This window comes from Allomuricauda sp. R78024, from assembly GCF_044596045.1.
Taxonomy (GTDB): Bacteria; Bacteroidota; Bacteroidia; order Flavobacteriales; family Flavobacteriaceae; genus Flagellimonas.
This window is the reverse complement of record NZ_CP138995.1, coordinates 1,754,228-1,768,294: the sequence shown is the minus strand read 5'-3', so window position 1 is coordinate 1,768,294 and position 14,067 is coordinate 1,754,228. Positions and strand designations below refer to the sequence as shown.

The window sequence follows — 14,067 nt, the reverse complement described above, 5'->3', positions numbered from 1 at the left end:
AACCTTATTCCGTTAAGGAATCTATTGTGGACTTGGCTTTTTCCAATTCCTTTTCCAATCTTTCATTTTTTTGAAGATATTCTATACGGACCTGTTCCAATTTCCGCTCAAATTCATCTGCTGGAACATACTCTGGCTCTAACAACGCACTTTTCAAAATACTAAAAAGGGTAAACAAAAAACTTATGACAATGGCAGAAATCATTGTAATGAGCAATGTTTTTTCACGCTTTAATGAGGAGGAATTTTTTTTAAGCAGTTTTTTCTCATCTTTTGACAACTTACGATTACCCGAAAGTTGATCTAAAAAAACATCCCATTTTTCCTCTTCTTTTACATGCATGTCCTTAAACCCACCTTCGTTTAAAAACAAATGGGTACTCGGTGTAGAGGCTAGCATGAATATTTGCACGCCATTACCGCTCATAATATCCAACAGACTGGAATCATATTCCCGTATTTCCTTAATCAATTTTTCAACAAACCCAAGGGTATAATTAGGACGTAGAAATTCATCATAAAGAACTTGAATTTCAAAATAGTCCCTACGTTTTAAAGCATACTCTAAAAAGCGGTCTTTTAATTCGGCTTTGAAAAATTCGCCCATCTCCCAGTTAAGAAAAATTAAAGTTTTGGTTTATTGGTCTATCCAGACAAAGTTACTTTAAATGCAGAGCAATCATCATTGTTAATATAAAGAATTCATGTTTTTTTAAATCCTTTCACAATTTCCTATTTTGCATTTTTGACCCATTTTATATCCCTTGGGCTTTTAAAGTGACTATTGGTTTTCAAAAAAAAAGAAAGAAGTAAATGATTTTGCTTAATTTACAACTGCGTGAAAAAAGGAATAGTTGTCTGCAACTCTAGTTATTATTTTATTTGACTTTCAAATATTCTTAAACGTATCGCACTAATTAATTACTAGTAACTAGTTGGTACTTTTATCAAATCCAAGTTAAACTCAAGTGAATAATACTAAGAAAATATTAATCCTAGTTTCTTTGGTCATTGGCGCCACATTGTTTGCGCAAGAGTTACCCCCTATTAAAAATTATGCTCCTTCAGATTATTTGGCTGAAAACCAAAACTGGGCTATCTCGCAAGCCGGAGACAAAGTAATTTATGTAGCCAACAGCAAAGGACTTTTAGAGTTTAACGGCGCTAAATGGACATTGTTCCCTTCACCAAATGAAACCATAATTAGATCAGTAAAAGTTGTAGGCGACAAAATATATACAGGTTGCTATACGGAATTTGGGTATTGGCAAGAAGATGATTTTGGGATGCTTCAATACAACTCCTTATCAAAAAAGATAAAAAAGGATTTTAAACAAGATGAAGAGTTCTGGAACATTTTGGACATGGATCAGTGGATAGTGTTCCAATCCCTTGATCGGATCTATATCTACGATTTAAAGGATAATTCGGTTAATGTTATTGATTCTGACACTTCCTCACCTAAAATATTCAACCTCAATCAAAGTATTTATTTTCAAAGACTTGGTAAAGGAATTTTTAAGATTGAGAACGGTAAAGATGTATTGGTCTATGATGCTGAACCCTTTAAACAAGATGAAGTAATCAACATTTTTCAGCACCAAGGAGATTTATTGGTTCTTACTCGTCACAACGGATTTTATAAAAATCAAAATGATTCTTTTAACAAATGGAATATAACTGCAGACACATTGTTATCCAATGTGAGTATATACAGCGCTCTGGAATTGACAGACGGAGGCTTTGTTTTAGGCACCATCTCTCATGGTATGATCTATTTGGATGAAAATGGAAATTTGATATCTCATATAGATCAAATAAAAGGATTGCGGAACAACACTGTTTTATCCCTATATGAAGATTTTGATAATAACATTTGGCTTGGACTTGATAACGGAATCAGTTATGTAAATCTTAAATCTGCATTTAAAGTATACCATGACAATAAAGGAGTTGCGGGAAGTGTGTATGCTTCCGTTGTTCTTAATAACATTTTGTATTTGGGAACAAATCAGGGACTGTTTTATAAGGAATTAGATAGTGATACTGATTTCAGACTAATCAACAGTACCCAAGGTCAAGTATGGTCTTTAAATATAATTGGACAAACTTTATTCTGTGGCCATCATACCGGTACATTTATTATTGACGAAAATAAAGCTAGAAGAATTGCTGATATTCAGGGCACTTGGAATGTAAGCGATTTAAATGGTGACCCCAACCTTCTTTTACAAGGAAATTATGATGGACTATATGTGCTGGAAAAATCAAGTGATGGATGGCATATTAAAAACAAGATTGAAGGGTTTAATCATTCATCGCGCTATTTTGAGACGTTGGAAGAAGAGATTTTTGTAAACCATGAATACAAGGGAGTTTTTAGAATTGAGGTTGATAGTGCTTTTTCTAAAGCGAAAAATGTATCCGTAGACACATTAATTAAAGGCTCCAATTCAGGAATATTAAAATATAAAGGAGATTTATTGTATTCATATGAAAACGGAATTTTAAAATATGATAAAAAAGACAAAACGTTTGTCAAGGATAGTATTCTGAGTAAAGCTTATACAAAAGACGAATATCTTTCAGGTAAAATGACAGTGGATAATAAGAATGATTATTTATGGGTATTTACAAATTCCAATATCAGTTTTGTATCCCGCGGAAACTTGTCTAACACTCCAATCATTAAATCTATTCCATTAACTGAAAACGTGCGAAGTGGAATTGTAGGGTATGAAAGTGTTACAGCGCTAGAAGAAGAAGGAAAATATTTATTTGGAACCAGTTCTGGGTATGTAACTATTGATGTAGATGATTTTAGTGAGCGGGATTTTAGCGTAAATATAAGTAGCATTAGAAAAGCAGGTAAAAACACAGGTGAAAATGAAAAAGAGTTATTAAGTAAAAGCCTAAAAGGCAGTTTTGAAAGTGATGAAAACAATCTTGAAATGTCTTTTTATACTGCGGATTATGACAAATACCTAAGGCCAAGCTATCAGTTTCAACTTTCAGGGATTTACTCTAACTGGAGTGATTGGTCCCAAAAGTCTTCTGCAACCTTCGAAAATCTTCCTTTTGGCGAGTATACGTTTAATGTCAGGGCAAAAATTGGTGACAGAATTTCCAACAATATTGCTACTTACTCTTTTAAAATTGCTAGACCTTGGTATATATCCAACCTAATGTTGACATTTTATTTTCTAGGGGCAGTATTGGGTTCAATTATAATTCACAATTTATACAAAAGGCATTACCACAAACGACAACAAAAACTAATTGAAAAGAATAAGCGGGATATAGAGTTGGCAAAAGCTCAAAACGAGAAAGAAATAATCAAAATCAAAAACGAGCAGCTCAAAGAAGAATTTAGAAGTAAGAGCAATGAATTAGCAGCATCAACCTTAAGTATAATTAAAAAGAATGAGTTGCTATCCAAAGTCAAAGAACAACTCGTATCCAATGTAGAAGATAAAAATTCTGTTAAACCAATCATTACTATTATTGATAAAAGCCTAAATCAAAATGATGATTGGGAGTTGTTCAAAGAAGCTTTTAACAATGCGGATAGAAAGTTTTTGAAGAAATTAAAAAAAGCCCACCCCAATCTATCTCCTAACGATATTAGGTTATGCGCTTACCTTCGTTTAAACTTATCATCAAAAGAAATAGCTCCTTTATTGAACATTTCACCAAGAAGTGTAGAGATCAAAAGGTACAGACTTCGCAAAAAAATGGACTTAACCCATGATGATAACTTGGTAAACTACATCCTTAAACTGTAAATTACTCTACAACTTTCCAATAGCACCTCAACAATACCTATACAAACTGGAATCCAACTAAAATTGGAAACTTTCGCTTTGCTTCTGAGACCCTCTAAAATAAGGGGTTTTATCAATTTCGTAAAAAAAAGCCATTTTTTTTATCATGTATGTTTTTTGTTGAGGTAATTTTTAAGGTCTTCCTATTATTTTAAGATAAGTTTAACCGTTCGCAAAAAACAGAAAGTTCCCCAACTCTTCAAAATTTTTGTTTCACTGAAACGGCATACATGATTTTCTTTTTAGCGAACATCAAACTAAAACTAAACATTACTATGAAAAACAATTTACTGAGATTACTGCTCCTATTGTTTACAACTGCTATCTACGCCCAAGCCGACAAGGTTTCTGTTGTAAGCAATGATGAAGGAATGAAATTGGTGGTCAATGGAAAGGATTTTATGATGAATGGGATGAATTGGGACTACATTCCAATTGGCACCAACACAGTGAACGCTGCATTCTGGAAAAAACCGGACGACATTATCAAAGCGGGACTGGACACAGAAATGTCCCTATTAAAGAACATGGGTGTTAACGTTATTCGTCAATATACAGGTGTCCCTGCAAAATGGATACAGTATATCTATGAAAACTATGGCATATACACCATGCTCAACCATTCTTTTGGACGCTATGGGCTTACATTGAATGGCGTTTGGACTCCTGTAACTATTTATGATGACCCTACTACTTCAGAATTTTTAATGACTGAAATGGAAGAGTTGGTAAATGGTTATAAAGACACTCCCGGACTACTTCTTTACTTATTAGGTAATGAAAACAACTATGGGTTATTCTGGGCAGGAGCGGAAACTGAAGATTTCCCAGACGATGAAGGAAGAATAAATTTCATAGGCGAAAGTCGAGGAAGACCTATGTATAGATTAATGAATGAGGCCGCAAAAAAAATGAAGGCTATGGATTCTTCACATCCTGTAGCTATTTGTAATGGTGATGTATTGTTCATTGATATTGTAGCGGAGGAGTGTAAAGATATTGACATTTATGGAACCAATACCTATCGTGGGGCTTCTTTCGGAGACATGTTTCAAGTAGTAAAAGACAAACTCAACAAACCTGTAATGTTTACAGAGTTTGGAGCTGATGCGTTCAATGCCATCGAAAACAAAGAAGATCAATATTCCCAGGCATACTATATGGTAGAAAACTGGAAAGAGATCTATCAAAATGCAGCTGGTCTGGGAAAAGCTGACAACTCAATTGGAGGTTTCACTTTCCAATTCAGTGATGGTTGGTGGAAATTTGGATTTGATGATAGAAAAAATGCCGATGTGCATGATAACAACGCTTCATGGTCCAATGGTGGATATGCGAGAGACCTCGCCGCCCCAGGAGTAAATAACATGAACGAGGAATGGTTTGGGATTTGTGCCAAGGGTGCTACCAACCCTAGAGGGTTATACGACCTTTATCCAAGGGCAGCCTATTATGCACTAAAAGATGCGCATCAATTAAATCCTTACGACGAAGGTGTAAATCTGGATTTTGTAACCAATCATTTTAGTAATATACAGTTGATGGATGCTGTGCTTAAAGCTCGTGGTGATAAAGCCGCTTTAAACGGAGAGCAAAGTAATCTGCTTCGCATCAGTAACCTTCAAGCAAAGTTCTCAACCTTCAGTACTGGAGGTAGTTTAATTACGACTCCGGATACTCCTAACCCAGACGACCCTAACACCTTTCCAAATCAGTTAGGATTCGATCACATGCAGTCGTATTTTATTGGAGTAGAAGGAAACCCTGCACCTAACATGAGAGCAGAGGTAAATATGAATGTTGTTGGTAACGTGGCGCGAAACCCAATCAATGAGATTTTTTATGAGAATAACTCCCGTCCTATTGATGTAAGTACTGACCAAGGAGACGTAATTGTTTCCGATGTAAATAGAATTCGCGTATATCAAGCAGAGTTTGAATGGAACGCCAAAGAATTTGATCTAAAAGGTTTCTATAGAACAGGTCATTATCATTGGGGTTATGAAGGTGACTTTTTCGGATTGTATCCAGAAGCCAACTATGGCCCTAACCTAGATATTTACAACGGTGAAATATTAGGAATGGAAATTGACGGTAAGGGCCCTTTAAAAGGACTAAAGGCCGCTATTGGTCCTCAATTATGGTGGGGCGCAAATCCTACCATGCTTTTCAAGTACAAAAAACATATTGGGAAGTTTGATGTTACCGGTATTTACCATAGAGACTTTGAAACCAATCTGGTTTTTGATGAAAATGGACGTCGGGTCTTAGATGCAAATCAAGTACGAAGTGGTGTAATCCCCTTTTGGCCGACCGAAAGGGCTACTTTGGCTATTGAAAGGGAGTTCGGCAAATTTGGAATTATGATGGGAGGAATTTGGGCAGGAAGCCCATTGAACGGTACTACATTTCAAGATGTTAGAGGTACTCCGGGAAACTATGTCGTTTTTGAAGATCGAATTCAGGCAAATGATAACTGGGGTGGTAAAGTTAAGGTCACCTATGAAGGTGGAAAATTCAATTGGTACGGTCAAGCGGCAGCTATGGGTTTAATTGCCAATGGTGGCGCTGACCAAACGATGACCTTTACTGGTTGGAAATTAAGGGATACGGGAAGTGGTAATGTAACCAGTGTATTTTCTGGATTTACCATCGCTGCAGGAAATTTTCAGATTGCTCCTAATTTCATGTGGCAAAAACCATTAGTGGATGCCATGCCTCAAGATGTACAAGCCCCAGGACGCCTAAGGAACAATCTTGATGATCCCTTTTCCGTTCGAGGCAACAGAGAGACCACTGCCGGTGAGATTCTCTTGACTTTCGACCCTACCCCGGGTACTTGGATGTACGAGTGGGATAATGACAGATCGGAGGATGCCAAATTCGCCATGAATCTTGGATTTGTGTATCGTCACCTTCCTACAACCGTTGATTCATATATCGGTTTCAACGCCGACAGGTCCTTCTTTGCTTTCCCAAATTCGGTTCCCGCTGAAGATTTATGGGAAGTCCATTCCAGAATGGTATCCAAACTTGGTTCGGATTTCGGTCTAATTGGAAATTTCTACTATGGCAACGGGCAAGCTAACGGAGATAGTGAACGATTGATAAAACGTTTTGGCGGAGATGTAAGAATGATTTATAAGAAATGGAAAGTACAGTATACCCAAAAAATTAACGATTGGGGACCATTTGATTACCATCGAGATTTTAACTTAACGTACCCAGTACAATTGATGTTGGATATCTCTACAACTCTTGGTAAGCCTGACTGGTTTATTTTACCAAGCACACAAATAGGAATTCGTGGTACATGGAGATCCTTAAATGAGTTTTCACCACGTTATTTGCCAAACGCGGTACCGCCCAACACTTTTTCACAAGAACCTATAATTAGTCCAGTTGGATTTGGTAATGGTAACGAGTGGGAGATTATGACATATGTACACATCAACATTGGTAAATAAAAAGATTGAAAAATGAAAAATATTAGAAATATACACTTACGTTTTATAGTTCTTTTTAGCTTGGGCATTGCTGTTTTTACAAGTTGTGAAAGAGACTTTTCAGATGATGTACAGTTTGCAACATTCTCGTCCAACGGGGATATATTTACAGATGCTCCTGTAGGACTTACGGATGAATTCTTTGATTCTTTTGATCCAAATGAAGGTGCTAATCCCGAAGGATTTGGCACTGATGATAACGTAGCCTTCGAAGGGTCATCTTCTATACGAATTGATGTACCCGCTCCAGATGACCCAGATGGAGGATTTATTGGAGGTATTTTCCTGGATCGTGGTGCTGGCAGGGACTTAACAGGTTTTGATGCCTTGACCTTCTATGTTAAAGGTTCTACTACCGCTACCATAGGGGAAGTAGGTTTTGGAACTGATTTTGGTCAAAACAAATTTGCAGTAACTGCCCAGAACATAAGGTTATCTACCGATTGGCGAAAAGTTATCATTCCTATTCCAGATCCGTCAAAATTGATACAGGAAAGAGGAATGTTCTTTTTCTCTGCAGGGACACAAACTACTAATGGTTTTGGGTATACTTTTTGGATTGATGAGTTGCGGTTTGAAAAGCTGGGAACAGTAGCACAACCCAATCCAGCTATCTTTTTTGGACAAGATCTTATAGAACAAACTTTTACCGGTTCTAGTCTTATAGTCAGCGGCATTACACAAACTTTTAACTTGGAGTCAGGCATTAATCAAACCGTTATAGCAGCACCATCTTATTTCAATTTTACCTCTTCAGATATTGAAGTTGCCCGAGTAAGTGAATTAGGCGAAATATCTGTTATAGGTACGGGAACTGCAGAAATAACAGCTTTATTGGGAGGAGTATTGGCAGACGGGTCTCTGGAAGTTACCTCTTCTGGTAGTTTAGCTTTTGCTCCGCCCCCAACACGGCCAGCAGCCAACGTAAAATCAATTTTCAGCGAAGCATATACGCCGGATACCAATAGCAATTTTGCTCCTGGATTTGGAGGGTCTACCACAGAAACTGTTATAACAAACAACAATGCGGATAATGTCTTGGCATATACCAATAATAATTTTACTGGTATTGTATTCGAAAATACAGTAGATGCCTCAGAATTAACATTCTTGCATGTAGATGTTTATGTGCAGAGCGCCGGAGTTGAGGTCGGGATTCAAATTAGGGATATTGGGGCCAACCAGGAATTAGAGACCAATACCGACAATGGTTTACCACAGGGTGATGATGTGGATTTTAGGTTTGACCTGACAGGGTTGACCGTTGGTCAATGGACATCATTAGAGATACCCTTGGGGGGTGACCTTGCTACCCAGAAAAACAACTTGGGTGCACTTATAATTACAGGTGGACCAAACTTCCTATTTGACAACATTTACTTCTACACGGAATAATTGGCTCTTGAAAATCGAAAAAAATGATTATGAAATATATGCAAATTAAAACAATACAATCGGTAGCGCTAACATACCTTGGGGTAATTGCAATGAGCGTGATATCCGGTTGTGAAACAGATGAAACACAGACAGTGGCTACATTTACAAATTTAGTTTTAGACGAGAATTTTGACAACGATGGTGCACCAAACGACCAAGTTTGGGGCTTCGATATCGGTAATGGTATAGATGGATGGGGTAACCAAGAATTACAATACTACACAGACCGTCCAGAAAACGTAACCATACAAAATGGAGTATTGTTGATTACCGCACAACAAGAATCCTTTCAAGGTTCTGAATATACCTCCGCAAGGTTATTGACAAAAGATAAATTTGAGCAACAATACGGCCGTTTTGAAGCGCGTATCCGTTTACCTTTTGGACAAGGTATCTGGCCTGCTTTTTGGATGCTTGGCGCTGATATAGATGAAAATCCGTGGCCAGGAGCAGGAGAAATTGATATTATGGAATATCGTGGACAAAACCCTACTGTTCTAATAGGTAGTGTGCACGGTCCTGGCTACAACGGTGGTGATGCTATTTCCAAGGAGTATACCTTAGAAAATGACCGCTTTGATACCGGCTTCCACATTTTTGGAATTGAATGGGGTCCGGATTTTGTCAATTTCTATGTTGACGATGTGCTTTACAATCAAATTACCCCGGAAGATGTCAATGAAGAAACGGATGGTGAAGGGGTATGGGTTTTTAACAAGCCCTTCTACATTCTAATGAACCTTGCGGTAGGAGGCACTTTTGTAGGCTCACCAAACGCTGAAACAGAATTTCCTCAAACCATGATAGTGGACTATGTAAGGGTATATAAAAATAACGCTGATTAAACTAACTAAAACGAAAAAGACAATGAAACTATTACTCAAAAATATCAAGATAATTTCAATATTAATCTTGGCCATATCCTTTTTAGGATGTGAAGACGATGACACTTTACTGCCGGAAGTTATTTCGAGCTTCTCTTTTACTCTTAATGAAGATACCGGTACGGTAACATTTCTTAATATCTCAGAAAAAGCAAGAACCTATCTATGGGACTTTGGAGATGGCACCTCATCTACTGAGATAAACCCTATAAAAACTTATACTTCTGGCACATATACAATTGTACTTACTGCATCCAATACAGCAGGCGCTTCAAATACGTTTGAAGATGAAGTAACGATTGATATCCCAGATCCAGACCCAGTTTTTGACAGCGGGCTTTTGACCAATGGTGATTTTGAAAGCGGCGCGGACTCATGGATTGGTAATGCAGCGAATGTAGTAACAGAAGGAGGAAATAGCTTTAACCAAGCGGATGTTGAAACAGCAGGTGACGCCTTCAATGTAAACCTAAGCCAAGTATTAGAACTTACTCAAGACACAGATTACATATTGACTTTCGATGCTTCTTCAGATGGAGAAAGAACAATTATTGCCGGTATAGGACTAAACGTGGATCCTTTTACAAATGCTACCGAAACGATAGATTTAACTACAGAAACACAAACTTTTGTTCTTGAATTTACTGCAACAGGTTTTGGTGGAGCAGATAGTCGCGTATTATTTGATATGGGAGCAGATACAGGTATTGTAGTTATAGATAACGTTTCTTTGGTTGAAGGCGGAAACGGTGGAGGACCTGAACCTTTTGATGATGGATTATTGACTAATGGCGATTTTGAAGGCGGAGCAGATTCTTGGACTATAGGCGTGGGTACCGACCCAGCACCTGTTGCTACAGAAGATGATAATACTTTTTACTCCGTAAACGTAGAAGTTGCAGGTAATCCTTTTGATGTCAATTTAACTCAAAAATTGGAAATCACTCAAGATGAAACATATACCTTAACTTTTGATGCATGGTCAAATGTTGCAAGAAGTATACTTGCAGGAATTGGACTAAGTGGTGGAGATTTTTCTAATACAACCGAAGCAGTAAACATAACTACAGATCGACAAACCTATACGGTCGTTTTAACCGCGACCGGATTTGGAGCATTAGATGCTAGGATCTTATTTGATTCAGGTGCTGAAGTTGGTATAGTGAACATTGACAATGTATCCCTTGTGTTAGGTGGCACTAGCACAGGAGATTCCACACCACCAGTTATTTCGTTAAATGGTGATGCAGTGATTGATCTTACAGTTAATGACTCTTTCGTAGACCCAGGAGCAACTGCAAACGATGACACAGATGGTGATATTTCTGGTAACATCATTGTAGCTGGTGATGCAGTGGACACTAGTATTGCCGGAACTTATATTATCACCTATAATGTTAGTGACGCAGCAGCAAATGCAGCTGCTGAAGTTACAAGAACTGTAAATGTAACAGCTTTTGATAGTGGTTTATTGACCAATGGTGATTTCGAGAGTGGTGCAGCTCCATGGATACAAGGTGTCGATGATGCCAATCCTGCTCCAGTGGCAACAGAAAATGGTAATACCTTTTACTCTATAAATGTTACAGGCTCAAATCCAGCAGCTCCATTTGCCGTTAACGTAAGTCAGAAACTTACAATTACTCCAGATGCCACATATACATTGACTTTTGATGCTTGGTCTGATAGAGACAGGAGTATAATCGCAGGAATAGGATTAAGTGGCGGTGATTTTTCCAATACGTCGGAGCCGGTAGATATTAATGATACTAGACAAACATACACACGTAGCTTAACAGCAACAGGGTTTGGAGATGCTACATCTAGAGTACTTTTTGATTTGAATGGAGAAGATGGTTTGGTAAACATCGACAACGTATCATTGGTTCTCGGTGATGGTGGTTCAGGAGGAGGAGGCGGTTGTACTGATACTCCTACTGATGCTTTATCGCTACCAGCTACTTTTGAAGCTTGTGAAACATTTTTAGGGACATTTACAAATGATGGTTCTATTTCAGTAGAGTTAGCAGCAAACCCTTCTGCCACAGGCTTAAATACCTCCGCAAATGTTTTAAGAATTAATAAAGCAATTGGTACATCTAGGTTTGCTGGAGTGCAAAATGCATTTCCTAACGTAGATGTAATTGGCGATTTAGCTTCGACAACCCTCAAAGTCTTAGTATATTCTGATAGAGCAAATGTTTCTTATCGTTTTGGAGTAAATAATAATCCTAATGCTCCTGGTATAGGGCTTCCGGGTGAAGTTACAGTGGTTGCAGCAGCGGCCGATGAATGGGTTGAACTGGAAGTTGTTTTTACTGGAATTCCACCTAATTTTGAAGCAAATCAATTGGTTATAAAGCCAGATAATCCTGTTAGTATAGGCGATGGCGAATTGACTACAGAAGACGGGGTTTTCTATATCGACAACATAAGAATAGACTAGTAGTAAATATGTTTTATTAAAAGGTCTAATTATAAATCAACTATACTGTCTTAGCTTAAAAACCAAGACAGTATAGTTTTCAAATACTATTAGTCTAACTAACTTAAAATGTTACAGTCTCATTTAAAATAAGAGACTAACACTATCCAAAAAATGACCAATTCCATACTTGGCTTTGTGGTGGCTTTGTCATTTTTGTCTTGCAAAAACCAAAAGATGAACCCTGAAACCAATACAGGTCTTATTATAGAACAAAAAATTGACTCACTCTTGACTCGGATGACCTTAGATGAAAAAATTGGTCAAATGACTCAGGTTAGGCATTTTGATGATCTTTCTGACGAGAGTGATATTGCCAATAAATTTATTGGTTCAGTCATTCACACTCAAGGACCTTTACCTGGTAATGGCGCTGCCGAATGGCAAGCTAAATTCACAAAGTTGCAAGAGTTGGCCCTGTCCACTAGATTGGGAATTCCATTATTATTTGGTGTTGATGCAATACATGGCCAAAACACGTATGAGGGAGCTACCATATTTCCGCACAACATTGGCCTAGGGGCTACCAGAAACGCAGAGCTTGTAGAGCAAGCCGCTAGAATAACAGCAATAGAAGCACAAGCAACAGGTTTTACCTGGGTTTTCTCACCTTGCATAGCCATACCATATAATGAAAAATGGGGTAGAGTTTATGAAGCTTTTTCTGAAAGCACCAAATTAACCGAAGTATTGACAAGAGCTTCTGTTAAAGGACTTCAAGGAAATCTTTTGGACAAGCATACGGTAATGGCAACGGCTAAGCACTTTATTGGTGATGGTGCAACGGATTCTGGGGTTGAAGGTGGCGAAACTTCTTTAAACCCTCAACAAGTACAGGAACGATTGTTGCCTCCTTACATTGTTGCTGTTAATGAAGGAGTTGGTTCCGTAATGGCTTCATTCAATTCTATGTCTGGCAAACCAATGCATGCCCATAAAGAACTTATCACCGATATGCTCAAAGGCGCCATGAAATTTGATGGAATTATGGTGTCTGATTGGAAAGGGTATTCTCGGTTTGGGGAGAATGATGTTATCAATGCTGGCGTAGATGTGATAATGGCCGTAGAAGGCGATTTGGATATGTATCTTGAAGGATTAAAAGGTGGTATTGAAAGTGGTTATGTGTCGCAAAACCGAATTGATGACGCTGTGCGCCGTGTCTTGCGACAAAAATATAGGTTAGGTCTTTTCGAAAACCCTTTTCCTGATTCAACCTTAATAGAAAAAATAGGAATTCAAGAACATAGAGATGTAGCAAGACAAGCTGTTAGAGAGTCGTTGGTCTTGCTAAAAAACAACAAAAACACGCTTCCGCTAGATAAGAACTTGAATAAGATTGTTGTAGTTGGCGAACACGCCAATAATTCTGGTTTACAATCTGGAGGTTGGACCATAAACTGGCAAGGTTCCACAGAAAACTATGCAGGCGCCACGACCATTCTACAAGGAATAAAAAAAATGGCGAAGGGCAATGTTGTTTATGATGCTGATGCCACCGGAAATCATGATGATGCAGATATTGCGATCATTGTTGTTGGTGAAACCCCTTATGCTGAATCTTTTGGGGATATTGGTGGTGAGATAGATGCGTATGAAATAACATTGACGGAAGCTCACCAGAATTATGTCAGCAACTACACAAATAAAGGTGTACCTACAGTGGTATTACTCATTTCCGGTCGTCCATTGGTAACTACCAAACAGATTGAACAATCAGACGCATTTATAGCGGCTTGGCTACCAGGTTCTGAGGGTGATGGCATTGCAGAAGTGCTATTTGGAGATTATAGTTTTAAGGGAAAGTTACCACATTCTTGGCCAAAATCAGAAGAGGATTATAAAGGAAAATACGGCCCAAATTTTTGGAATGATTCTATTACCCCTCTGTTTTCATATGGATTTGGATTGCGATAATGATATTTCAAAAA

7 protein-coding genes are annotated in these 14,067 nt (G+C 38.0%); 6 read left to right on the top strand and 1 reads right to left on the bottom strand.

Going from position 1 to position 14,067, the window contains the following annotated elements; translation table 11 throughout:
• Positions 1 to 4: 4 nt before the first annotated feature.
• Entirely contained in the window at positions 5 to 607 is a 603-nt protein-coding gene (locus SJY44_RS07860; protein ID WP_396591940.1) for a hypothetical protein, read from the bottom strand.
• A gap of 361 nt (positions 608 to 968) precedes the next feature.
• On the opposite strand from SJY44_RS07860, the gene SJY44_RS07855 reads away from it, so the two are divergent.
• The 6 genes from SJY44_RS07855 to SJY44_RS07830 all read left to right on the top strand — a co-directional run bounded on the left by SJY44_RS07855 (position 969) and on the right by SJY44_RS07830 (position 14,053).
• Entirely contained in the window at positions 969 to 3,785 is a 2,817-nt protein-coding gene (locus SJY44_RS07855; RefSeq protein ID WP_396591939.1) for a triple tyrosine motif-containing protein, read from the top strand.
• Between the two features lie 314 nt (positions 3,786 to 4,099).
• Positions 4,100 to 7,291: a glycoside hydrolase family 2 TIM barrel-domain containing protein gene (locus SJY44_RS07850; RefSeq protein ID WP_396591938.1), complete on the top strand. Its 3,192-nt coding sequence runs from the start codon at positions 4,100 to 4,102 to the stop codon at positions 7,289 to 7,291.
• A 12-nt stretch (positions 7,292 to 7,303) separates the two neighbouring features.
• On the top strand, positions 7,304 to 8,725 hold the full coding sequence (locus SJY44_RS07845) for a glycosyl hydrolase family 16 (protein ID WP_396591937.1): 1,422 nt from the start codon (positions 7,304 to 7,306) through the stop codon (positions 8,723 to 8,725).
• Positions 8,726 to 8,754: 29 nt separating this feature from the next.
• The gene (locus tag SJY44_RS07840; protein WP_396591936.1) at positions 8,755 to 9,612 is read left to right on the top strand and encodes a family 16 glycosylhydrolase; all 858 of its coding nucleotides are present in this window, start codon (positions 8,755 to 8,757) and stop codon (positions 9,610 to 9,612) included.
• A gap of 22 nt (positions 9,613 to 9,634) precedes the next feature.
• The gene (locus SJY44_RS07835; RefSeq protein WP_396591935.1) at positions 9,635 to 12,097 is read left to right on the top strand and encodes an immunoglobulin-like domain-containing protein; all 2,463 of its coding nucleotides are present in this window, start codon (positions 9,635 to 9,637) and stop codon (positions 12,095 to 12,097) included.
• A 153-nt stretch (positions 12,098 to 12,250) separates the two neighbouring features.
• Positions 12,251 to 14,053 (top strand): glycoside hydrolase family 3 protein, encoded by a 1,803-nt coding sequence (locus SJY44_RS07830; RefSeq protein WP_396591934.1) that lies wholly within the window; start codon positions 12,251 to 12,253, stop codon positions 14,051 to 14,053.
• The last annotated feature ends 14 nt before the right edge of the window (positions 14,054 to 14,067 follow it).